This is a genomic window from Flavobacterium ichthyis, assembly GCF_009915155.1.
Taxonomy (GTDB): domain Bacteria; phylum Bacteroidota; class Bacteroidia; order Flavobacteriales; family Flavobacteriaceae; genus Flavobacterium; species Flavobacterium ichthyis.
In genome coordinates, this window is record NZ_JAABLM010000022.1 from 1 (window position 1) to 24,326 (window position 24,326).

A 24,326-nucleotide genomic window follows, 5' to 3' on the forward strand; every position below is an offset into this window, starting at 1 on the left:
AACTACATAACCTATTATAACAACGATAGAATAAAGTCGAATTTAAACAAAATGAGCCCGATAAAATATCGAGCTCACCATTATCAAATTTAATTGTAAATTTGTCTAAACTTTTGGGTGCAGTCTAGGTTGGAAGGCATTTTTATTGTAACGGAAAGCGGGAACATGGATTATTTTATTCCCAAGCGTTTCGCTCCTATTTTATAATCAAACCTTTTTTTAAGCAATAGTAAAAATTAGTCTAAAGCTTAATTATTAAAAACGTTATTTAAGTTATTTGTGTTTTTTCTTAAATAGCGAAAATATTATTTAAGTTTTCGAGTAGTTTACTTAAATAAGATTATATTTGTTTAAGTAAACAGTAAAAAATGGAAGCATTTATTTCTGGGAAATATGTAAATCAGGGTTACTATAAAAGTTTTCAGCCTGATGGTATCAATAGGGAATGGATACTTAACGATATGACTGTAATCCAACTTTTGAGTATGGCCGACAGACAACTTGGAAGATTGGATATGTATTCTGAATATGTAAATATTGATTTATTCATCAGGATGCATATTGCAAAAGAAGCCACACAGTCCTCAAAAATTGAAGGAACTCAAACCAACATTGAAGAAGCATTCCTCAATAAAGATGAAATAGCATACGAAAAAAGAGATGATTGGGAAGAAGTTCAAAATTATATAAGTGCTATGAATGAAGCTGTAAAATTGCTTCATAGATTGCCTTTTTCCTCACGACTCATAAAACAAACGCATAAAATCTTACTACAAGGAGTTCGAGGAGAACACAAATTACCAGGCGAGTACAGAACTAGTCAAAACTGGATTGGTGGTGCTAGTATTAATGATGCCGTTTTTATTCCGCCCGTTCATACCAGTATAAATGAATTAATTTCAGATTTAGAGTTTTTTGCCAATAATGAAATTGACAGTTTGCCTGATTTGATAAAAATTGCCATAATTCATTATCAATTTGAAACTATTCATCCTTTTTTGGATGGAAATGGAAGAGTTGGCCGTTTGTTGATTACTATTTATTTGGTTAGCAAAGGAATTTTAAAGCAACCTATATTGTATTTGTCTGATTTTTTTGAAAGAAACAGAACTTTATATTACGACAATTTGATGAGGGCCAGAACCCACAACGACATCAACCAATGGCTGAAATTTTTCCTAACAGGTGTGGCAGAAACCGCAAAAAAAGGAGTAGCTACTTTTGATGGAATTTTACAACTACAAAAAAACCTAGAAGAAAAATTGAAAACATTAGGAAACAGAAATATAGATGCCCGAAAAGTGGTAGATTATCTTTATTCTCAACCTATTGTTGGCGTTAATAAAGTGGAAGAAATTATTCAGAAATCATCGGTTACAGCCTATAAATTAGTAGCCGATTTAGAAAAATTAAATATTATAAAGGAAATATCTGGAGCCCAAAGAAATAAATTGTATGTTTTCAAGGATTATCTCGACTTGTTCAAACAAGATTAAAAAAAAACCTGTAAGGATTGAATCTTACAGGTTTTTTTAAGTTATTTAGTTTATAAATCAAATCCAATATTTACTCCTAATTTCATAGCGATAATCTTGGTGATTCTCGCTTTCAGGGCTGGAATTTTAATGCTTTCGATGACTTCGTTGGTAAAGGCAAACATCAATAATGCTTTAGACTCTTTAGCGGGAATTCCGCGGGATTGCATATAAAACATTGCCTTTTCGTCCAATTGTCCGATGGTGCAACCGTGTGAACATTTTACATCATCTGCAAAAATTTCCAATTGTGGTTTTGCATTTACCGAAGCTTTGTCGCTCAACAAAATGTTGTTGTTTTGCTGGAAAGCATTGGTTTTTTGGGCTTCTTTTTCTACGAAAATTTTTCCGTTAAAAACGCCTGTAGCTTTGTCATCCAAAATCGTTTTGTAATTCTGGTGGCTTTCGCAATTTGGCGTGGCGTGTTGCACCAAAGTATAATGGTCCACGTGCTGTTTGCCTTCGATAATCGTGATGCCTTTTAAGGTAGAATCGATATGTTCACCTTGGTGGAAAAAATTCAGGTTGTTTCTTGTCAGGTTTCCTCCAAAAGAAAAAGTATGCACCGAAGCGTGACTTTGTTCTTTTTGGGCAATGTAAGTATTGTCAATCAACGACGCTTCAAGATTGTCATTTTGGATTTTATAATAATCTACAATGGCTCTTTTTTGGGCAAAAATCTCGGTTACAGCATTGGTCAAAACTGGGTTTTCGTTCAAAGATTGGTGTCTTTCGATGATTTGAACGTGAGCGTTTTCGCCAACGATAATCAAGTTTCTTGGTTGCACCAAAAGTGCACTTTCGCTTCCTGTAGAAAAATTGATGATTTCAATTGGCTTGTCCACCACTTTGCTTCTCGGGATGTTAATGTAGGCTCCTTCATACGCAAAAGCGGTATTTAAGGAAGTCAAACTATCATCTTTTTTAGCAATTTTATTGAAATATTCATCAATCACCATTTTGTATTTTGGCTTGGTTAATGCCGATGACATCAAGCAAACATCCAAACCGTCGTGTGTGGTTGACGATAAAAACGAACTGAAAACACCGTCCACAAAAACCACTTTGTAGGTGTCAATTTCATGTAAATAATATTTTTTTACATCCGAATATTGAACCGTATTTTCATTTTTTGGGAATACACTAAAGTCATTTTTTAAGATAGCATTCAGCGAAGTATATTTCCAAGCTTCGTCTTTTTTTGTCGGGAAGCCTTTTTCTTCAAAATTCTTAAATGCTTCTGTACGAACATCGTGCAAGTCGGCATTGACATCCACGCGTTCTTCAAAAGCCATAAAAGACGATATAAGTTTTTCTTTTAACATAAACTTCTTGTTTAAAGTTTAAAGTTTCAAAAGTTTAAAGTTCTCGAATGCAACCTTAAACCTTAAACCTTAAACAAATTTAATTTTCCGCTTTAATCCAGTCGTAACCTTTTTCTTCCAGTTCGTAAGCCAATTCTTTTCCGCCTGATTTTACGATTTTTCCGTTATATAAAACGTGAACAAAATCTGGAACGATATAATCCAAAAGTCTTTGGTAATGCGTGATGACGATGATGGCGTTGTTTTCGCTTTTCAGTTTATTCACACCGTTTGCTACGATTCTTAAAGCATCGATATCAAGACCTGAATCGGTTTCATCCAAGATTGCCAACTTTGGTTCTAACATCGCCATTTGAAAGATCTCGTTTCGCTTTTTCTCTCCACCCGAAAAACCTTCGTTTAACGAACGAGACAAGAATTTACGGTCGATTTCCAACAATTCAGATTTCTCACGGATTAATTTTAGCATTTCGTTGGCCGGCATTTCTTCCTGACCTTTTGCTTTTCGACCTTCGTTGATGGCGGTTTTCATGAAGTTTGTTACCGAAACTCCAGGAATCTCAACCGGATATTGAAAGGAAAGGAAAACGCCTTTGTGAGCTCTTTCTTCCGGAGCCAAATCGCCTAAATCTTCACCGTCTAAAATAATTTCTCCTTCGGAAACTTCATAGTGTTCATTTCCTGCAATTACTGCCGAAAGTGTACTTTTTCCAGAACCGTTTGGCCCCATAATGGCGTGAACTTCGCCCGCTTTTACTTCAAGATTGATTCCTTTTAGGATGTCTTTATCTTCAATTCCAGCGTGTAAATTTTTTATTGATAACATTTCTTTTTGTTTAAAGTTTAAAGTTGACGTTGTTTGAGGAGAGGCTTAAAGTTTAAAGTTGTCCAGAACGTTGAACTTTAAACCTTGAACTTTTTTCTTACTGAAACTTCGTTCCTTTAAATTCTTTTTTATTTAAATAGGTTATAAAATTATTTATTTTTCCACTTAAGTTCTCGCTGTCTGTTTTTAAAACTTCAAAAACCTCTTGTGTTATGTAATTAAAATCTAATGCTCTGTACAATTGAGACCTCGTTTCTCCAGCTGAACCTTTTGCTATAGAAAGAAATTGTCTAAATTCTAAATTTCCATTTCTTTCAAAACCTTCAGCAATATTGTCCATTATTGAACCTGAAGACGCTCTAATTTGGTCTCTAAATCTAAAATCGCTTTTAAAATCACTATTGTTTTGAGTAATTAGATAAATTTCTTTTGACAGCTTTCTTGCATCTTTCCAAATATCTAAATCTTCAAATCTCGTAATCGTCGCCATTTTTAATCTATGTTTAAAGTTCTACTCTGTGTCTGAAAGGTTTAACGTTTAAAGTTCAACTCTTTTTCGGGAAGGTTTAACGTTTAAAGTTAATTTCTTTACGTCGAAGTTTAAACTTTAAACCTTTTTCAAGATTTCTATTTAGTCTCGCAACTTTGAACCTTAAACTTTAAACTTTTTTCAGGATTTCTATTTCGTCTCGCAACGTTAAACCTTAAACTTTAAACATTTTTCAAGATTTAAATTTCGTCTCGCAACTTTAAACCTTAAACTTTAAACCTTTTAACCAACCGACCCTTCCAAAGAAATCTCTAGCAACTTCTGTGCTTCAACCGCAAATTCCATTGGCAATTTATTCAAAACCTCTTTACTAAAACCATTCACAATCAATGCAATCGCTTTTTCAGTTGGGATTCCTCGTTGGTTGCAATAGAAAACCTGGTCTTCACCAATTTTACTTGTCGTAGCTTCGTGTTCTATTTTTGCCGAAGGATTTTTTGATTCGATGTACGGAAAAGTATGTGCTCCACAATTATTTCCCATCAAAAGCGAATCACACTGCGAAAAGTTTCTTGCATTTTCGGCTCTCGAACTGATTTGCACCAATCCACGGTAGCTGTTTTGTGATTTTCCTGCAGAAATTCCTTTGGAAATAATCGTTGATTTGGTGTTTTTCCCCAAATGAATCATCTTGGTTCCTGTATCGGCTTGCTGGAAATTATTGGTTACGGCAATCGAATAAAATTCTCCAACCGAATTATCACCTTTCAAAACACAAGAAGGGTATTTCCACGTTACAGCAGAACCCGTTTCTACTTGTGTCCAAGAAATTTTTGCGTTTTTCTCACACAAACCTCTTTTGGTCACAAAATTATAAACCCCTCCTTTTCCTTCTTTATTTCCTGGAAACCAGTTTTGAACCGTTGAATATTTAATTTCGGCATCGTCTAAAGCGATTAATTCCACAACCGCGGCATGCAATTGATTTTCATCTCGAGAGGGTGCCGTACAACCTTCCAAATAGGAAACGTAACTTCCTTCATCAGCAATGACAAGTGTTCTTTCAAATTGGCCTGTTCCTGCCTGATTGATTCGGAAATAAGTTGAAAGTTCCATCGGACAACGAACGCCTTTTGGAATATAACAGAAACTTCCGTCAGAAAAAACAGCTGAATTTAATGCTGCATAGAAATTGTCTTTCTGTGGGACAACAGTTCCTAAATATTTTTTTACCAATTCTGGATGTTCTTTGATGGCTTCGGAAATCGGACAGAAAATAATGCCTTTTTCTGCTAACGTTTTCTTGAAAGTGGTTGCTACCGAAACGGAATCGACCACAATATCCATAGCGACATTGTTCATCATTTTTTGTTCATCTACAGAGATGCCCAGTTTCTTGTACATTGCCAAAAGTTCTGGGTCAACATCATCCAAAGTCTTGTTTGGGTCAACTGATTTTGGTGCAGAATAATACGCTATCGCCTGAAAATCTGGTTTTGTATAATGAACATTTGCCCATTCTGGCTCAATCATTTCCTTCCAAGCTCGGAACGCTTCGATTCTCCAGTCGGTCATCCATTGTGGTTCTTCTTTTTTCAAAGAAATCGCACGAACAATGTCTTCATTTAAACCAATAGGAAAAGTCTCCGATTCAATATCAGTGTAAAATCCGTATTCGTATTCTTTATTTTCGAGCTCGATTTTTAAATCGTCTTCTGTGTATTTACTCATATCAGCCCCCTAGCCCCAAAAGGGGGAACTCCTATTAGGGGTAAATAGGATTTTTTTTATTTCAAATTTATTGCCTTTCCAAAATTCCCCCTTTGGGGGTTAGGGGGCTTTTTATAAAGAAAAACTCTCCCCACAACCACAAGTTCTACTCGCGTTAGGGTTATTGAAAACAAAACCTTTTCCGTTCAAACCTCCAGAAAATTCCAAGATTGTTCCTGCCAAGTATAAAAACGATTTTTTTTCAACGGCAATTTTTACATTATTATCTTCAAAAACCTTATCGTTTTCGCCAATCTCTTTATCAAATTTCAATTCGTATGACAATCCAGAACAACCACCACTTTTCACGCCAACACGAACGTAATCTTTTGTTGCGTCAAAGCCGTCTTCTTCCATCATATTGACGATTTTTTTGCTTGCTGTATCAGATACCTTTATCATCGTGATTTATATTTAGTCTAATTAATGTGCAAAGATACGGCTTATTTAGTTTTTTACATAATCAGTAACATTTTTCTAACTATGTTTAGATAGAAAAAGTTGATTTCTACCTACAAAAAGCAAATGAATTTTAGTAATTTGCAATCCAAAAGCAGATGTAACCTTTCAATATTTTAATAAAAATGAAATTATACCCGATTGAAGCTGGAAATTTTAAACTCGATGGTGGAGCGATGTTTGGCGTTGTTCCGAAAACCATTTGGAACAAAACCAATCCAGCTGATGAAAATAACCTAATAGATATTGCCGCAAGATGTCTTTTGATTGAAGATGGAAACCGCTTGATTATGATTGATACCGGAATGGGAAACAAACAATCGGAGAAATTTTTTGGGTATTATTCGCTTTGGGGTGATGATTCTATTGATAAATCTTTGGCAAAACAGGGTTTTCACCGAGATGATATTACCGATGTTTTTATGACGCATTTGCATTTCGATCATTGTGGCGGTAGTGTGATTTGGAACAAGGAAAAAACGGGATATGAAGTAGCTTTCAAAAATGCCAAATTCTGGACCAACGAAAATCATTGGGAATGGGCTACTAAACCAAACGCGAGAGAGAAGGCTTCCTTTTTGACAGAAAATATTTTGCCGATGCAGGAAAGTGGTCAGTTGAATTTTATCAAAAGACCTGAAACAGATTTTGGCTTTTCGGAAGAATTGAATTTTGGAATTTTTTATGTTGACGGTCACACCGAAAAAATGATGATTCCAAAGATTCAATACCAAGACAAAACCATCTGTTTTATGGCCGATTTGTTGCCAACTGCGGGACATTTGCCTTTGCCGTATGTAATGGGATATGACACGCGACCGCTTTTGACTTTGCCTGAAAAGGCAAAATTTTTGGCGGAAGCTGCTGCAAATAATTACTATTTATGGCTGGAACACGACGCTCACAATCAAATAATTACGGTGGAAAACACCGAAAAAGGGGTTCGGTTGAAGGAAGTTTTTTCTTGTGCCGATATTTTGTAAGAAAAAATTTCTTATTAGCAGGAGTTGCAGCCCGGATAGTAGCGGAAATCCCCGAAGTCCTAAAAATAAGTTTGCCGGAGCGGCAGAGCGACTCCTGACACTTCCGCAGAAGCTCCTGCAAGCCCGTGCAAAATTTTTTTAGGACGAGGGATTGGAGCGATAGCCGGAAATGCTGCCAAAAAAATATTAAAATGTTAGATTGGTCTTAAACTCAGGTTAATTATTTTTATGTTTGTAACAAAGTTGGCGGTTTGCTAACTTATTGATAATAAATTAAAAAATAGAAAAATGAAATTGATTAAGTTGTCGGGCATTGCCTTGATGCTGGTTTTGGCCAGTTGTAGCGCTACTAAAAGCCTTTCCCCCGTAACGAGTATTGATAAAATCGCGCTCAAAAATGCCGATATTAAGGAAGAAGATTTAAAACGCTGGAGCCACCTCGACATTTTTGCCGATACAATTCCGGGAATGAGTGTTGACAAGGCTTACAAAGAATTGATCAAAGGAAAAAAAGGGAAAAAAGTGATTGTTGGCGTTGTGGATTCAGGCGTGGATATTGAACATCCGGATTTGCAAGGCGTGATTTGGAACAATCCTAAAGAAATTCCGGGTAACGGGATTGATGATGACAAAAACGGTTACATTGACGATATTCACGGATGGAACTTTTTAGGTGACATTAATGGTGAAACGCTTGAAATGACGAGGATTGTTCGCAATGGTGATGATGGTTCTGAGCAATATAAAAAAGCTAAAGCAGAATTTGATCAGGAATACCAAGAAGCTTTGGCACAAAAACAACAGTTTGATTTTATTGCTGCAGCGGATAACGCAATTCGAAAAGAATTGAAAAAAGACAATTACACCGTTGAAGATTTACAAGCTTTGAATTCTTCTAACGCGATGATCAACCAAGTGAAGCCTAACTTTGTTAGAATTTTATCGGCGACAAGCAAAGAGGAATTTGACAAGCAAATTAAGGAAGCCAAAGAATATTTTGACGATAAAATTAACTACAACCTCAACCTGGAATTCAACGGAAGAAAAGTGGTTGGCGATAACGTAAACGATATTAACGATAAAAAATACGGAAACAACAATGTGATTGGTCCTGATAAAAAAGGCGCTTCTCACGGAACACACGTTTCCGGAATCATTGCGCAAGTTCGCGGTAACGGTTTAGGTGGCGACGGAGTGGCAAACAATGTAGAAATTATGGCAGTTCGTGCGGTTCCAAATGGTGACGAATATGACAAAGATATTGCTTTGGGAATTCGTTATGCGGTTGACAACGGTGCAAAAGTAATCAACGGAAGTTTCGGTAAAGGTTATTCACCAAACAAACAATGGGTTTACGATGCCTTAAAATATGCCGGAGAAAAAGATGTGTTAGTGGTTTTGGCAGCAGGAAACGAAAATACGGATCTTGATACAGCAGAACGTTTCCCGAATGACAGAATTGAATCTGGAGAAATAACAGACAATGTGATTAAAGTTGGGGCATTAAACACAACCTACGGTTCTGACATGATTGCTGGTTTCTCAAACTATGGAACAAAAGACGTTGACGTTTTCGCTCCTGGAGTTCAAATTTATGCTACCTTTCCAGATAATTCATACGAATACGAACAAGGAACTTCTATGGCTTCGCCAAATGTTGCCGGAGTTGCTGTTTTAATTCGTTCTTATTATCCTGATTTAAAAGCTTCACAAGTAAAACAAATCTTGATGGACTCTGGAATCACTACTAATATCGAAGTTCAGGTAGGTGGAAGAGACGGAAGCAAACGACCATTTAACCAAGCTTCTAAATCCGGAAGGATGGTCAATGTCTACAATGCCTTGATTATGGCAGAAAAAATGTCAAAAAAATAATCTTCAACAAATACTGAAAGGAAGAGTTTTGCAACTCTTCCTTTTTTACTTTTTAAAACCCATGAAACAAATTTTCTTATTTTCGGCTTTGATTGGCTTTGCTGTAGAAAGCAACGCTCAAAGCGGTTATTGGCAACAAGCCGTAGATTACAAAATGGAGGTTGACGTTGATGTGAAAACCTTCAAATACACTGGAAAACAAGAATTGGTGTACAGCAACAATTCTCCTGACACGCTCAAAAAAGTTTTTTTTCACCTTTATAACAACGCTTTCCAACCCGGAAGTGAAATGGACATTCGTTTACAAACCATCAAAGATCCCGACAAGCGAATGGTAAAAGTGGTAAAGGACAATGGCGTTGACAAAAACGTAAGTCGAATCAGTTTGCTAAAGCCTGAGGAAATTGGGTATCTCAACGTTAAAAATTTTATGCAAAATGGCGCTTCCGCAAAAATTACTCCGGTTGGTACCATCTTAGAAGTAGAACTTGCCGCACCAATTGCTCCACATTCTAAAACCACTTTTACGATGGATTTCGACGGACAAGTTCCGGTTCAAATTCGTCGTTCCGGAAGAAATAGTGCTGAAGGCGTGGCATTATCCATGTCACAATGGTACCCAAAATTAGCCGAATACGATTTTGAAGGTTGGCATGCAGATCCCTACATTGGTCGTGAATTCCACGGCGTTTGGGGAAATTTTGACGTAAAAATTTCCATCGATAAAAAATATATTTTAGGAGGTTCCGGATATCTTCAAAACAAAAACGAAATTGGTTATGGTTATGAAGATGAAGGCGTTGAAGTAAAAATTCCACGCAAAACCAAAAAACTTACTTGGCATTTCTTAGCGCCAAAAGTACACGATTTTACTTGGGCAGCCGATAAAGATTATATTCACGACAAAATCAAGGGTCCAAACGGTGTGGAACTTCATTTTTTGTACAAAAACAAAGCCAAATGGAAAGAAAATTGGAAAAAAATGCAGCCTAAAACGGCCGAATTGATGGATTTTTTCAATAAAAATATCGGCCCTTATCCGTACAAACAATATTCTGTCATCCAAGGTGGAGATGGTGGAATGGAATACGCCATGTGTACTTTAATTACCGGCGAACGTTCCTATGGAAGTTTAGTTGGCGTTACTGCTCACGAAATGGCACATGCTTGGTTTCAGCACGTTTTGGCCACAAATGAGCTAAAACACGGCTGGATGGACGAAGGTTTTACTTCGTACATTTCGGATATGGCGATGCACAAGGTACTTCCGGCGAAGGACGGAAAAAATCCGGTAATGGATTCGTACGAAAATTATTACCACATGATTAAAACCGGAAGAGAACAACCGCAAACTACTCATGCAGATCGTTTTGAAGAAAACATGATTTACAGCATTTCGTCTTACAGCAAAGGCGAGGTTTTCTTGGCACAATTAGGTTATGTGATTGGCGAAGAAAATTTGGCAAAAACCATTCGAAAATTTTATGCGGATTTTAAATTCAAACATCCTACACCAAACGATTTTAAACGTACAGCAGAAAAAGTGTCGGGCATGAATTTAGATTGGTATTTAGTTGATTGGACACAAACCACCAATACCATTGATTATGCCGTGAAAGAAGTAAAAGATTTAGGTGGAAAAACCGAAATCACACTACAACGAATTGGCAAAATGCCGATGCCTATTGACGTGATGGTTACTTATACTGATGGAACCAAAGAATCATTTTATGCGCCATTGCAAATGATGCGAGGCGAAAAAGAAAATCCGTTTCCTGGTGTAAAAAGATCTTACATCAGAGGTTGGGATTGGGCTTATCCTACCTTAAAATTTCCGGTGGAAAGAAGCATGTCGCAAATTGCAAAAATCGAAATCGACCCCGAAAATAAAATGGCCGATGTAGATAAAGCCAATAACACGTATCCAGCCGCGGTTCCGGCAAATAGTACAATTTTGAAGAATTAAAATTTTTTATAAAAAAAACTGCCCTGAATAATGCTATTCGGGGCAGTTTTGATTTGTGGCGGTTTAAAAATTACTTAAACTTTACTGCTAATGTAATAATATGCGAATTTAGCCCATTGCTTCGACTGTAATATCCATAGCGAACCTCTAAACTATTGATTTGTTTAACATGAAACAAACCATTGTTGGAATCTACTATTTTATATCCTAAACCTATCATGTGGCTTGAGAAAGCAGACAAATCATAATCACTTGTAAAATATTCATCACCTAACTGATGCTGATAAATTGGTTGGAAATAATCGGCAGCGGTTTGAGTGTAAAATCTGTATGGAATAGAAAGCGATGAAAACGCAGTTAGTTTCAGCGTTGGTTCAATACTTACAGTGTGCGACTGAATATTCCAATTGTCCCAATAATATCGATAAAAACTACGTAGCACGAACTGATCACCCATAAAATAATTGGCGCGAAGACCCAGAGGAATTTTAAACCGGGTGTTGGGCAAGTTTTCTGATTTGACAGTTGCACCAGAATCGTTAAAATATACCCGGTTAAATTTCGTAGCCAGCAAACCTTCTTGATAACCTAAATCTAACAGAAAAGCCATCTGAAAGTTTCGGTTCACTACTTGCGAAAGTGTAAATCCTAAATTATATGAAGTACGTGGTTTTTGATCACCGTTTTTAAATTCAGGGTCTGGATTATCCCGAAGTTCAATTGGTAAAATTACTTTCCATGTATCAAAAAACGCCATTGCTTTCACATTAAATTCTGTGTTTTTGTTTGAAGAATATTTGGTATAACCCACATTGGCACCTAACGAAAAATAATCATATTCGGTAGAAGCTGAAATACCAGTCGCAATTATTTGACGTTTTTGTTCGTTTTCAGAACTGAAATTCAAAGACGGATATACGCGTACGTCTTGGTAGGAAGCTGATGACACTGTATTGGGATCAATTTTATCAGACGATGCCGATGTATAACTATCTACCCCCAATTCAAAACCGATAAGTTGCTTACGGTTTTTGCGATCGGTTCTCGAGACTTTTACGTCAATTGTAGTGGCAATATCGGTTAATTTTTCAGTACCCAATCCTCCGGTTACTGCAGAATTATCGCCATTTTGTGAATAATAACTCGAAATAAAATTTACCTCTTCTATTTTAAGTTTTGTTTTTTTATACACCGTACTATCGGATGCTTGCTCTTGTGCTTTAGTAGTGGTTCCCGATACCAAAGTTATAAAAGCAGCTGCTATTAATCGTTTTTTCATTTTGTAGGCAAATTACTATTAATTACAGCCACAACCGCCGCCTGTTTTTCCTCCGTTTGCTCCCGAACTGCCTTCGCGATAGAGCATAAAGGTATTCTCAAATTTTTCAGATTTTTTAGAAGCCAATTCCATATCTGAATCATTTATTTTTTCTTTTTGGTATTCTTTTACTTCGGCACATCCGGTAAAAGCAATTAAAGTACATACCACTATTATTTTTTTCATTGTTAAGAAAGATTAATATTGTTTGAATGATAAATTTGGTTAAAATCGTCGATAATAATACAGCCAATATTCGGTAGTTGATTGATAAAATCCAATCCAATTTCAATTCCTAAAACCGTAACCGGTGTAGCAAGTGCATCAGCAATCTCGGCGTTTTCAGCTATAATTGTTACGCTTTTAATGCCCGAAACCGGAAAACCTGTTTTAGGATTTATGGTGTGCGAATATCTTTTACCGGCAATGACTACATATTTTTCATAATTACCCGAAGTTGCCACAGACGTGTTTGTAATTTTAAAAGATGAAAAAAGCGCTTCTTTTTTATTAGGGTCGGCAATGCCAATAGTCCAGGGCTCGCCATTTTCCTGAAATCCCCAAGTGGTTAAGTCGCCAGCAGCGTTTACAATACCACTTTTAATTCCTGCTTTTATGAGTACTTTTTTTGCTTGTTCTGCCGCATACCCTTTTCCAATTCCGCCAAAACCAATTCGCATTCCTTTTTGCTTTAAAAAAACGGTTTTATCAGCCGGATTCAGCAAAATGTTTTGGTAATTAATTAGTGATACCGCTTTTTTTGCATCATTTGCATTGGGCAGTTCCGTCATTTTTAAGTCGAAATTCCAAAAACGTTTATCAATTCCACCATAACTAATATCGAAAGCACCTTGGGTAATTTTTGAAATCGTTTGGCAACGGCTGATCAAATCAAATACCTCTTGCGGCACTTTTACCGGTTTTATGCCTGCATTTTCATTAATTTCGAAAGTAACACTCTCGTTAGAAAAAGTGGTGAGTAGTTTTTCAATACGCTGAATTTCACTTACAGCCAAATCTATTTGGTGGTGGGCCATTTTTTCGTCGTGACCAATCACCGAAATCTCAAATCGATTTCCCATCAACTTCAGATTCTTTTTGTAAAGCATTAATTCTTTAGGTTTTCAATAAATTTTGTAAGGGATTCTTTAGGATAGCCTTCCCATTTTTTTACAACATTACCATTTGCATCTAACAATAAAATCAAAGGAAATAATCCCTTAGGATTGTATTTTTCTGCCAATGCATTATTTTCATTTTCCACATCCTTTGCTAATTTATTTTTAGATTGTCTCGGAAAATCAGCATTGTAAAGTATCAGGTTTTTCGTGGCAAAAGCTTGAAATTCATCGGTGTTTACCATAAATTTTTTAAACTTTACACAAGGAGCACACCAATCAGAACCAGAGAAATAGAGCAATATTTCTTTATGTTCGGCTTTGGCTTTTTCTAATTTTTGATTGAAAACTATCGTTTGTGCCCATCCCAAATTAGAGATTAAGAATAATAGGGCAATTAGTTTTTTCATTTGTTGATATTTTTAGTAAAATAAACGAAAATTATGAAACGATATTGTAACAATTGTTACAAAAAATCATAGTTTGAATTTAATCTAATTTAAATAATTTGCTTTTGATAAAAATAGTGCCCTAAACAATTATCTGAAAAGCATCTCTTGGAGAACATTCATCGAAAAAATCTCAAGAGAATAAAATAAAAAATTGGTTTATTGTCGTTAAATGCAATTTAAGAAAGTGATACTGTATCGGGCAGTTTTGTTATTGAGCAATGCTAAATTTAATTCATTGCATTAATTCTGATACTCGCTTTAACAAGCGCTAATGCTTTTATTTTAGTAATCTCTACATCTTTATCCTGATGGTGTTTATTTTGGCTTACCAATCTCACACATCCCTGAATATCAGATTTTTGAATGTATTTTACAGTAATATATTCTTCCCCACTCATGTCAATTCCCAACAAATACATTTCACCCCAGAAAATTTCATTAGCTATATCTTGTATTTCCTTGTACAACACAATGTCACCACTTTTTAACAACGGATACATACTGTCGCCAGTAACATAAACAGCACCGTCACATTTGGGTAAATTTGGGATAGAAATATGGTCAATCGGGCTTTGAGATTTACTATCTTGAAAAAGCGGAACCAACCCTGCCACCGCTTCAATATCATACAAAGGAATTTGCTGACTTTCTATAAACCGATCCGTTTTCAATTGATATCGCTCGATCGACTTGTTTTCAGGAATATTATTATTTTCTACAAAAATAGGTCCTTTCCCGGTTAGCAACCAAACTGGATTTAAATCTGTATAGACCAATAGAATATTTTCCAATACTGTGGACCCTATACTTTTTCCTTCCTTTACGGCTTTGGAAATACTACCACGGCTTGCATTGATACTATTTTCAAACGCATAGTAGCTAATTCCTTTTTTCAAGATATACTCTCCTACTCTTTCTGATACCATATTTATTTCAATCAAATATTTAAGCAAATATAGAAAATATTCTTTAACTATTATATATCAAGGTATTTTATTCAGCTATTCGAAGAAATGGGTTAAGTAGATAATTCGTTATTACTTTAAGCAAATCCCTAAAAATGAGCAAAATAAATTTAAAATCAATGGTGATTATTAATATTCAGAAAACCAAGAGGTTAAAGATTTATTTGAAAATATTCTTATTATTGTTTGTTTTGTAAGATTATTATCTAATATATTTGCATCGTAAAGATTAATTTATCCGGAAAAAAAACATTTACATCTTTTAATAATTAAAAACATTTTAAAATTATGACTGCTTTAAAAAACACATTATTTCGCTTTCAAACAATGAGAGCTCCTCAATTACATGACTCGTTATCATCCCTTGGCTTCGTTAAATTCGACGAAAGTTTAAACGAATCAAATCACTTTATTAATGCGATCATCCAAAATCAAGGAGATTCAAACAAAGAATTTCTAAGAAATTTATCTTCGGCGTTTGAAGCAAATTCAATAAAATCAATTGAAGAAATACAATTATCTTTTTCTAACATCTATGATTTTTCAAAATGGCTTATTTCTAATCGTAGTACAATCTCTTTCGAGTTGGTTTCAGAAAAAATCTTACCAGCACCTTTAAAACCTGGACAGAAAAATCTTCTATGGGAAAATCTTTTTTATCAAATTATCACAAAAAAATCTTCTGCAATTCGTGATATGCTAATGTCGATTTTGGTAGCAGACAATTTTCTTACACGTTTAGCAGAATTAGACAAAGAAGATTTAGCTGTATTAAAATCTTTAGCGAGTGCAAAGGTGGTAATTCCGGAATATTTTGTAAAAAGCAAACTGAACACCAATGTGCCAGTAAAGCAATTGGCGCTAAACGACAAAACGCTCCGAAAAAAATTAGATGGTTTGGTGGCAGAAAAACAAATTACTGAGCTGCAATCAGCGGTTAGAGAGTTAAATTGTTTGAAAAAGCAGTACGACAAGCAAAACACTCTTGCCTACAACGATGCAAAAAACGATCACGCAAAAAAAGTGCACGACCTAAATAAAACTGCAAAAAAAACCCAACGTTTCTATATCGATAAAGATACTGGAATCGAGCGTGCACTTACAGATCAAGAATATGTTGAAATCCCGGATTTTGAATATAAACCAATTTCCGAAATGGATTTTTTGAAAAATTCAAATTTGATTTCCGCAAGAACGCGCGAGTTAATCTTAGAAATGCCAATCACTGATCCTTCTATCTCGGATACCATTTCGGATTTAGAAAATGAAATAGGTAATCAATCTGATTTTCTTGTTACAGTTTCCCCTCCGCAAAGCCAAACAATTATTAATGATGGGGGACTTTTATTGCCGGTAACACCAAATCCTCCTACAACTCATTTAGGAAATTTAGTGATGCTATCAGCCCAAAGTTTAACAGGAGCATCTGAAATCACATTGCTTTTCAACAATCTTCCGTTAGGTACTGATGTGGTTTCTGCGGAATATTCGGCACAATTTAATAGTTCAACAATAACTGGTAATTCTTTCACAGATTCTTGGGCAAACAATCATTTAACGGTGTCACTGTTCACTGAAAGTTTTAATTACGGAAACCTTACGGCCTTTACAATTTCAGGTCATCTGATATTAAGTGATTTCTCCAAAATTGAATTTGAAATTGATGCTACAGTATTTTCAGTTCGAACAATGGTTGGCTTTTTACAGAAAAGAGCAGAAGGAACGGGTATTTATACAAAATCTATGATGCCCTCTGCTGGAGAAATCCCCGAACCACAACCAGCCGAACCAGAAGACGTTTTGCAACCCACCTATGGAGTTACCAGATTAGGTATTACCGATTATCGAAAAGTAGAACAAGAAATTTGCTGTTACGTGCCTGGGGAAGTCTCGCATATCGAAAACATCATGGCTCGTGAATTCAAAGAAAAAACGGTTCGCAGATCTAGAAAAACTGAGGAAACCTTTTCTTCAACCAGCGAAATGGAACGTGAAAATTTAACCGATACCTCAACCACAGAACGTTTCGAAATGAACCAAGAAGCAAATTCTGTCATTAGTAAACAGATGCAAATGGCAGCTCAAGCAGGTATTCATTGGGGTGATAATAATTTTGGAGGAGATGCACATGCCAGTTTCGCACATAGTACGGCTTCCGAAAATTCTAATCATCAAGCCGTTACACATGCCAAAGAAATGACAGAGCGTGTTTTAGATCGTGTAGTCCAAAAAGTAAAAGAGGAACGCATTTCCAAAATCACTGAAGAATATTCTGAAGAAAACACGCATGGATTTGACAACAGAAAAGGAGAAGAACATGTTTCGGGTGTTTACCGGTGGGTGGATAAAATTTACAAAAACAAAGTCGTAAATTATGGAAAGCGACTGATGTACGAATTTATGATTCCCGAACCATCGGCATTTCACAACACTGTAGGTTTAAACCAGCAAAACACTTTGGCAACTACAATTGTAAAACCAATCGATCCACGAAAACAAACCGGATCGTTTCAATTAAAAGACCTGGCAATACTACAATCAGCACTTATTTGTATTGGGCCGGAATTTACAATGCCGAAATTGAAGCCTTTCCTGATACTGAAATTTCTGTAGGTGAATCTTTTAATATCGTAGGTAGCCCTCAAGGAGGAAAACTTGCAAATACAGAGTCGAACGCTGGCAATGGAAAGATAAAAATCCCGGAAGGTTATGCCGCATACAGTGCAAAAGGTAACTTTAGTGCAAGCAGTGATAATAATAATGCGGGAAATATTTTGTCCTTAGCAATTGGTAACAAACAAAGCGATTATCGAAGCCGTTTTTATCAACACTCAATGTCGCTTTCAGAAAATTTTGAAGAAGGTATTATTAACGAAGTTCCGGTATCGTTCACTTTAGGAAACCATGTGGCAGGAGACATCTCTGTTACGGTTAAATGCAGGCTGACAGAAAGTGCCAAACAAGCATGGAGAATCAAAGCTTTCAACACCATTATCAAGGCGTTTGAGTTAAAACAAAGAGAATTTGATGAAAAATTAGCGGTTGCAAAATCGGTTGTGGATGAGAAATCTAAAACCAATCCCGGCTTTTACCGACAAATTGAAAACATGGCATTGCGCAAAAACTGTATTGCTTATCTCATTGGTCACGACAAAATGGGACAAAACATGATTTCGGGATCTACCGTTCAAAACTTACAAATCTTGAACAATGCGCAGCTCGAAACTTATGCTGCCGAAGCACGATTTTTAGAGCAAGCCTTTGAATGGGAAATTATGAGTTATCACTTTTATCCGTTTTATTGGGCAAATAAAGAAAAATGGGAAAAACTTTACAACCCTAATGAATCAAATGACCCCATTTTCAGATCGTTTTTACAAAGTGGAATGGCACGTGTAATTCTTACGGTTCGCCCTGGTTTTGAAGAAGCGGTTAACTGGTATTTGACTACCGGAGAAGTTTGGAATGGCGGGCAAGTACCTACCATTAACGACCCATTATTTTTATCCATTGTTGAAGAACTTCGTGTCACTGAAGGAGAAGTGGATGAAACTTGGGAAACCCGCGTTCCTACCTCTTTAACCGTTATTCAGGCAGGAAGCTTAGGACTCAATGTGTTAGAGGCACTGCCTTGTGACAACAGTTGTGGCGACAATCTCCTTTTCAGCAGCGATGGAAAACCATTAACAGATGAAGACGGCGAAGTACTCAAAAACTTCAAAAAACAAGATGCTTTGCTTGGAGGTAGATCTTATATAAAATAACCAATCAGAGATTTTTAATGATGCCCCGCAACTTGCGGGGCATTTTTTCCAAACTTTTAATACAAATTTTATGAGAGCAATAGAATATGGACTGCTCCATTACAAGCAATATGCCTTCAAAAATGAACCTCATAACCTTTTTGTGTTCAATCACGAAATTGTGGACGAGGCAATTGCGCAAGAAGAGCCGTCCAGCCAAGAAAATCGCTACCACCAAGTAACATACAATGAACCTAATTTTAACCTGATAGAAAATGGTGAAACAATGGAACCATTAGAGGTAAATTACCTTTTTAATACACAAGTTACACAAGTGGAAGATCTGGGAACACAAAACGTGTATTACAATGGTCCTTTTTCAACACCAGCTCCCGTGGTTAAGATAAATGAAAATTATTTTGCCTTGTTGACTACTCAAGATGCCGATGATATTGGTTTTTCAGTACTGCATAATGAAGTTTCAATTGAAGTTACGAGTTTAAAAAAACCCAAACGTTCGTTATTAACCATATTAGACAGCGCATTTAAACAAAAAGAAATGGCGTTGGTTGTTTTTGTCAGCAGCGACGGAGCTTTGTTAGAAACAGCCTATCAGTCAATAGACGAGCTGTACCCTAACGAAATGGTAATGTTTGTAGAAACTAACGACAAAAACAATTTTTTTGGTTCAGTGGTACGAGTAAAAACAGGTGACAACATTACCGAATCTTCAGAGATTCCATACAAGTTGGTAGCTAAAGTGCTAAACCATTTTTTTAAAACCGATATTAGCATAGCAGCAATACAAGAAATTGTAAAAGAACACGTAGAAGAAAAATCGGGAATGCTCTATTTTGTAAAACGCCGGATTTGGTTATTTGGCAGCAAGATCATGAGCATTTCAACAGAATTCACCTACGGCATTGTAGGCAATATCGCAACAGAAATATCAGGTTGGTGTGATTCGCTTCATTTGTCCGACAAAAATTGGCAATACTATGATGATGAAGGTTTACCCATCAAAAAACCCGAACTTTTTCTGCCCATTTTGCCGGCCATTGCATTATTGCAAACCTCAGACAAAGAAAACGCACTGAGTTTAAAAAAAATAAACGCACCCGCATTGTTAATTATAGAAGAGCTCGAAAACAAAATAGAAAATTCCCGCAAAAACCTTGGTAAAATAAAATGGATGCGAAACCTCTTGGATCCCATTTTACCACTGCTTACCAAAGTAAAAGATTTTCTAAAAAGCGACCTCCCGGAACTTTCAAAGTTAGCACAAGATGTTCTTGTAATGTACAATGCCTTCATTGTAGGGCTCATCAACAGCTTGGTAGATGCTGTGAAAGGATTTTTTGACCTCATCGCCCTAATGTGTGAAGCCTTAGAAAATCTTAGTAGTAAAGCCCTAAATGTGGCAAACAACCTATCCAGTTATTTCAGCCTGTTTCTGGAAACGTTGGAAAACATGGGAGAAATGCTAACCAACCTTACAAGCAAGGAAAATATAAAAGCACTACTTGTTTTTTTCCTAAAATGTACTACCTTGGTACTGGCGTTGCCTTTTCGTATTTTTGAAGGAATTACAAACAGCAAAATGCCTAATAACGACGCCTTGGCGTATTATTTGGGGTACACCGTAGGGTTTGTCGTGCAGCTCATCATAGAAACAATCCTTACAGGAGGGACAAAAGCAGTTGCCAGCGCGTTCTCAAAAATTGGACAGTCGTTTCAAGAAGTTGTAAGCGGTGCCAAAAAACTAATGCCGAAAGCAATTGGCAAAGCACCTTCAATCGAAACACTACTTAGCTTTTTCTCATACCTCAGAGAAAAATCTAAAAACCTAAAATTTTTTTTAGAAGAACTTTGGGAGATAATTCAAGGGTGGTTTAAGAAAGGGAAAATCGACGAAGTTGAGGGATTAAGAAAATTGGCTTACGATGATTTTGTTAGGACAATTTCTAAAGCTAATATAGATGAAATAATACAGCATCTCTTTGAAGGCGATTTTGGAATTACAAGAAGAGGAAGAAGGAAGTTTTTCTCTGCCAAAGGAATGCACAGTATGTTTGGTGTGAACAAAAAACTAATTCGTATAATTGAAGATACAGAAATTCCGCCTAAACTTCATCATGGTCCTGATACGTTTTTCAAAGCCAAGCCCCAACTAAAGTACAAGAACGGACAGTGGATTGATAAAATGGATAACGGTGGCTACAGTTCTTTCTTTCCGAGCAGCTGGACAAAAGATAGAATTATGGAAGAAATTGCTTTTGCTTGGAAGAATAGAAACTTAATTGATGAAGTTAAAGGACTCTATAGAGGATTCACAAGTACAGGTCAAGAACTAATTATATGTATTAAAAACGGAGAAATAAAAACAGTTTTTCCCAAATTAGATTAATAAAAAAATAATATTATGTTAAAGTATAAATTTGAAATAATCAAAAATAGTAAAGGAAGTAATTATAGAAATATATCAGTTGAAAAGCCATATATTTTAGTCGGGCAAATAGGTGACGGAAATTTCGATCAATCTCCCCAAAATATTCAGATGAATATAGACGCATTAATAGCCGTGCAAAAAGGCGAAAAAGAAGAGCATATCATTGCTAATGAATCGGGGTTTTTGGCTATTGCTGGTTTAGAAGACAAAGAACAAGAAATAGAAGAAGGGGTTTACATTTATGACCAATTTGGTGATGATTCTGAAAATCCTCTTTATATAGTCCCTATTGAGGACATTATAAAACTTCTCCAAGATTTTAAAAAATTTGTAGAAGATAACAATTAAAATAGACTGATAAATAAAAGCTACTTTCGGGTAGCTTTTTTTCATAATCGACACACTGCTTGGCTTTTTCTCCTACATCAGAGAAAAATCTAAAAACCTAAAAACATTTTTAGACGAACTTTGGGAGATAATTGAAGGGTGGTTTAAGAAAGGGAAAGCGGATGAGGTTTTTGACGGTGTTACACTAATAAAATTAGAATTAGAAGCAATAGACAATGCTATTGACGAGCTTGGAATTAAAATTAATGTTCCTAAAAACACTTTGTCAACAGATGCAAGTGTTGTAAAATTGAATGACATATTAACTAATCTCAAAAACATTAAAGGCAGTAAGAAATTCAATCCAAGTAAAAAAGCACTAAAAGAGATAGGAGTAGAACTGCCCATTTCAAAAAATGGAAAAGGTCTTAGTGTTGATTTTGCTAATACCAAGTATCTTTATCCTGCAAAAGGAAAGCAGAAGAATATTGTGAGAATTAAATTGACAGGAGATGATAATTTGGACATCAAATTAGCCAATAAATTAGCCGGATTTATTAAAAGACCACTAAAATATACTTGGCATCATTTAGATGACTATGATCCAGTAACGAATACTTGCACAATGCAATTAGTTGAAACAATAATACATATAAAGTGTAATCCTCATATAGGAGCTGTAAAAATGATAGAAGAATTTTTTAATTTTAAGTATTTAACAAGATAAAATATGAAAACTACAAAAATAAACAATTCAGAAATAGCAATTGACTCGGAAGACATTCAAAGTTTTGAAAATGAATACGATATATTGATTCCAAACAATCTTAAACAACTATACTTAAAGTATAATGGAGGAGAAATGGAATTTTTAGATTCAAGAACATACGATTTTGCTAGCATAAAGCATGGAGAGTTAACAATTGAGGGTTTGCTAAACGATTTAAAGGTTCATGAAAATATTATTCCCCAAAATTATGTTCCATTTGCTATTACTGGAGTTGGTCATATTATTACAATAAATATTGATGATTCTAAGATTTATCTTTTCAGATATGATGAATTAGAGCCAGATTTAATATCAAATTCATTAGAAGAATTTTTAGAAATAGAATCTATCGACGATTTGTAAATTAAACTATTTTAATAATTTGGTCAAAAATACTTTTAGGAAGAAGCCATTTCATTTTTTATATGAAACGGCTTCTTGTTTTAAGTAATACTTAAGCCGCCAAACCAGATAGGGCAGATTTGCAATCCGTGCTTTTGTACAATTAAAAACAAAGCAGTAGCACAACGTATTATTGCTTTTTTAGTATTTTCGACAATTGATTTTGGTATAGCCACGGATTGCAAACCTGCGACAACCGAGAGACAAAAGCAGTTGCCAGCGCGTTCTCAAAAATTGGACAGTCGTTTCAAGAAGTTGTAAGCGGTGCCAAAAAAATAGTACCAAAAGTAATAGGCAAAGCACCCTCCATTGAAACTCTGCTTAGTTTTTTCTCCTACCTCAGAGAAAAATCTAAAAACCTAAAAACATTTTTAGACGAACTTTGGGAGATAATTCAAGGGTGGTTTAAGAAAGGGAAAGCGGATGGGCTATTAGAAACGATAATAAAGCTAAGCGATGAAGCTGAAATTATTTTAAAAAAATATGCAGATAATGCCGTGGCTGGATATAATAAATTGGAAAGACCGTCAGTTGTTTCTATTTTAGAAGGAAATGGAAAACATATATTGGCATATTCAAACAAGGCAAAATTAGTAGCCAATGAAATACCTAAAGGATTCCATCCTTTAGTAAAAAAATGGCTAACCGAAATTGCTGATACATCAATTAAATCAAGAAGAACGCACGGTAAATGTGCTGAGCCTGCTACAATTTCAAAATGGCTATGGGAAATAGACCCAAAAGGTAAAATGAAAATAGAGCATGCAAGAAAAGAATTTGAAGGCGTGGTGAGTAAAGCGATAAAAATTGAAAGTAAAAAAGTAAAACCTTTTGAACACGCAACGCACAAGCTAGCTTGTGAGTCTTGCAATCCCTTATTAAAATATTTTAACATTAATGAAGTACATTAAAATATGAAAACTATAAAATTTATTGAAAAAGTTCAAAACCAGTTTAGAAAGGCGGGCTGGAATGAAAACAGAAATATTAAAGAGAAATACGAAAATTCAAATATTTTAAAATTTAAAGAGTTTCCACAATTTTTAAAGGAGTTTCTATATGAATATGGAGATTTAACCGTGTCGGATGCTAAATCCTATCAATCTGAAGTAGTGAACAAACTAAAAATCGGGGTAGAATATGCAGGCTACGAAGATTTAGAAGATTACGATGATGATATAAGTATTATAGGTAAAATGTTATTCCCGTTCGCCTTTTATGACCCAGACTGTTATATGATTGCTTGTGACGAAGATGGAAAAGTATATATGTTAGGCGATTACACTTTCAGAATCTCTGACAATTTCATTGAAGGAATAGAAATATTAGTTACTGATGACATTTCTAAAGACTATTATCAATTAGATGAAGATACTGGGGAATGGGTAAAAAATAGACGATGGAATGATTAATAAAAAAGCTACTTTTAGACTGCACCCAAAAGTTTAGACAAATTTACAATTAAATTTGATAATGGTGAGCTCGATATTTTATCGGGCTCATTTTGTTTAAATTCGACTTTATTCTATCGTTGTTATAATAGGTTATGTAGTT

24 protein-coding genes are annotated in these 24,326 nt (G+C 35.5%); 13 read left to right on the plus strand and 11 right to left on the minus strand.

What is annotated here, in order from left to right:
* Positions 1–6 precede the first annotated feature (6 nt).
* On the plus strand, positions 7–93 hold the full coding sequence (locus GV828_RS13345) for an IS3 family transposase (protein WP_394350645.1): 87 nt from the start codon (positions 7–9) through the stop codon (positions 91–93).
* A 275-nt stretch (positions 94–368) separates the two neighbouring features.
* Positions 369–1,496, plus strand: a complete 1,128-nt coding sequence (locus tag GV828_RS12760) for a Fic family protein (RefSeq protein WP_166537884.1) — start codon at positions 369–371, stop codon at positions 1,494–1,496.
* A 50-nt stretch (positions 1,497–1,546) separates the two neighbouring features.
* Here GV828_RS12760 and sufD read toward each other — a convergent pair whose 3' ends face one another.
* From sufD to GV828_RS12785, 5 genes are all read right to left on the minus strand, one after another.
* Entirely contained in the window at positions 1,547–2,860 is a 1,314-nt protein-coding gene (gene sufD / locus GV828_RS12765; protein ID WP_166537885.1) for a Fe-S cluster assembly protein SufD, read from the minus strand.
* A gap of 79 nt (positions 2,861–2,939) precedes the next feature.
* A complete protein-coding gene (gene sufC, locus GV828_RS12770) occupies positions 2,940–3,686 on the minus strand; it encodes a Fe-S cluster assembly ATPase SufC (protein WP_166537886.1) in 747 nt (248 codons plus the stop codon).
* A gap of 97 nt (positions 3,687–3,783) precedes the next feature.
* Entirely contained in the window at positions 3,784–4,176 is a 393-nt protein-coding gene (locus GV828_RS12775) for a four helix bundle protein (RefSeq protein ID WP_166537887.1), read from the minus strand.
* 282 nt (positions 4,177–4,458) lie between these two features.
* Positions 4,459–5,907: a Fe-S cluster assembly protein SufB gene (sufB, locus tag GV828_RS12780; RefSeq protein ID WP_166537888.1), complete on the minus strand. Its 1,449-nt coding sequence runs from the start codon at positions 5,905–5,907 to the stop codon at positions 4,459–4,461.
* Positions 5,908–6,018: 111 nt separating this feature from the next.
* Complete coding sequence (locus tag GV828_RS12785; RefSeq protein ID WP_166537889.1) at positions 6,019–6,348, minus strand: HesB/IscA family protein; 330 nt, start codon at positions 6,346–6,348, stop codon at positions 6,019–6,021.
* A gap of 182 nt (positions 6,349–6,530) precedes the next feature.
* Here GV828_RS12785 and GV828_RS12790 point away from each other — a divergent pair, with 182 nt between their 5' ends.
* The 3 genes from GV828_RS12790 to GV828_RS12800 all read left to right on the plus strand — a co-directional run bounded on the left by GV828_RS12790 (position 6,531) and on the right by GV828_RS12800 (position 11,229).
* A complete protein-coding gene (locus GV828_RS12790) occupies positions 6,531–7,388 on the plus strand; it encodes an MBL fold metallo-hydrolase (RefSeq protein WP_166537890.1) in 858 nt (285 codons plus the stop codon).
* A gap of 288 nt (positions 7,389–7,676) precedes the next feature.
* Complete coding sequence (locus GV828_RS12795; RefSeq protein ID WP_166537891.1) at positions 7,677–9,263, plus strand: S8 family peptidase; 1,587 nt, start codon at positions 7,677–7,679, stop codon at positions 9,261–9,263.
* Positions 9,264–9,324: 61 nt separating this feature from the next.
* Positions 9,325–11,229: a M1 family metallopeptidase gene (locus GV828_RS12800; protein ID WP_166537892.1), complete on the plus strand. Its 1,905-nt coding sequence runs from the start codon at positions 9,325–9,327 to the stop codon at positions 11,227–11,229.
* 70 nt (positions 11,230–11,299) lie between these two features.
* On the opposite strand, the gene GV828_RS12805 is transcribed toward GV828_RS12800, so the two are convergent.
* The 5 genes from GV828_RS12805 to GV828_RS12825 form a co-directional block, all read right to left on the minus strand.
* On the minus strand, positions 11,300–12,508 hold the full coding sequence (locus GV828_RS12805) for a DUF3570 domain-containing protein (RefSeq protein WP_166537893.1): 1,209 nt from the start codon (positions 12,506–12,508) through the stop codon (positions 11,300–11,302).
* An 18-nt stretch (positions 12,509–12,526) separates the two neighbouring features.
* Positions 12,527–12,733 (minus strand): DUF4266 domain-containing protein, encoded by a 207-nt coding sequence (locus GV828_RS12810; protein WP_166537894.1) that lies wholly within the window; start codon positions 12,731–12,733, stop codon positions 12,527–12,529.
* Between the two features lie 2 nt (positions 12,734–12,735).
* Positions 12,736–13,629, minus strand: a complete 894-nt coding sequence (locus GV828_RS12815) for an FAD:protein FMN transferase (RefSeq protein WP_235935471.1) — start codon at positions 13,627–13,629, stop codon at positions 12,736–12,738.
* Positions 13,630–13,655: 26 nt separating this feature from the next.
* Complete coding sequence (locus GV828_RS12820; RefSeq protein WP_166537896.1) at positions 13,656–14,075, minus strand: thioredoxin family protein; 420 nt, start codon at positions 14,073–14,075, stop codon at positions 13,656–13,658.
* A 269-nt stretch (positions 14,076–14,344) separates the two neighbouring features.
* Positions 14,345–15,043 (minus strand): S24 family peptidase, encoded by a 699-nt coding sequence (locus GV828_RS12825; protein WP_166537897.1) that lies wholly within the window; start codon positions 15,041–15,043, stop codon positions 14,345–14,347.
* 327 nt (positions 15,044–15,370) lie between these two features.
* Here GV828_RS12825 and GV828_RS12830 point away from each other — a divergent pair, with 327 nt between their 5' ends.
* The 8 genes from GV828_RS12830 (at position 15,371) to GV828_RS12865 (ending at position 24,184) form a co-directional block, all read left to right on the plus strand.
* Complete coding sequence (locus tag GV828_RS12830; protein WP_208103199.1) at positions 15,371–17,695, plus strand: hypothetical protein; 2,325 nt, start codon at positions 15,371–15,373, stop codon at positions 17,693–17,695.
* Complete coding sequence (locus GV828_RS12835; RefSeq protein ID WP_166537899.1) at positions 17,632–18,846, plus strand: hypothetical protein; 1,215 nt, start codon at positions 17,632–17,634, stop codon at positions 18,844–18,846. Before GV828_RS12830 ends, GV828_RS12835 begins: the two co-directional genes overlap by 64 nt.
* Positions 18,847–18,916: 70 nt before the next feature.
* Entirely contained in the window at positions 18,917–21,232 is a 2,316-nt protein-coding gene (locus GV828_RS12840; RefSeq protein WP_166537900.1) for an EndoU domain-containing protein, read from the plus strand.
* A 15-nt stretch (positions 21,233–21,247) separates the two neighbouring features.
* Positions 21,248–21,622: a hypothetical protein gene (locus GV828_RS12845; protein WP_166537901.1), complete on the plus strand. Its 375-nt coding sequence runs from the start codon at positions 21,248–21,250 to the stop codon at positions 21,620–21,622.
* A 262-nt stretch (positions 21,623–21,884) separates the two neighbouring features.
* The gene (locus tag GV828_RS12850; RefSeq protein WP_166537902.1) at positions 21,885–22,328 is read left to right on the plus strand and encodes an HNH endonuclease; all 444 of its coding nucleotides are present in this window, start codon (positions 21,885–21,887) and stop codon (positions 22,326–22,328) included.
* Between the two features lie 3 nt (positions 22,329–22,331).
* The gene (locus GV828_RS12855; RefSeq protein ID WP_166537903.1) at positions 22,332–22,733 is read left to right on the plus strand and encodes an SMI1/KNR4 family protein; all 402 of its coding nucleotides are present in this window, start codon (positions 22,332–22,334) and stop codon (positions 22,731–22,733) included.
* Positions 22,734–22,951: 218 nt separating this feature from the next.
* Positions 22,952–23,683, plus strand: coding sequence for a YwqJ-related putative deaminase (locus GV828_RS12860; protein WP_166537904.1), 732 nt, complete (start codon positions 22,952–22,954; stop codon positions 23,681–23,683).
* Between the two features lie 3 nt (positions 23,684–23,686).
* The gene (locus GV828_RS12865; protein WP_166537905.1) at positions 23,687–24,184 is read left to right on the plus strand and encodes an SUKH-3 domain-containing protein; all 498 of its coding nucleotides are present in this window, start codon (positions 23,687–23,689) and stop codon (positions 24,182–24,184) included.
* 49 nt (positions 24,185–24,233) lie between these two features.
* On the opposite strand, the gene GV828_RS13350 is transcribed toward GV828_RS12865, so the two are convergent.
* The gene (locus GV828_RS13350; RefSeq protein ID WP_394350645.1) at positions 24,234–24,320 is read right to left on the minus strand and encodes an IS3 family transposase; all 87 of its coding nucleotides are present in this window, start codon (positions 24,318–24,320) and stop codon (positions 24,234–24,236) included.
* Positions 24,321–24,326 lie beyond the last annotated feature (6 nt).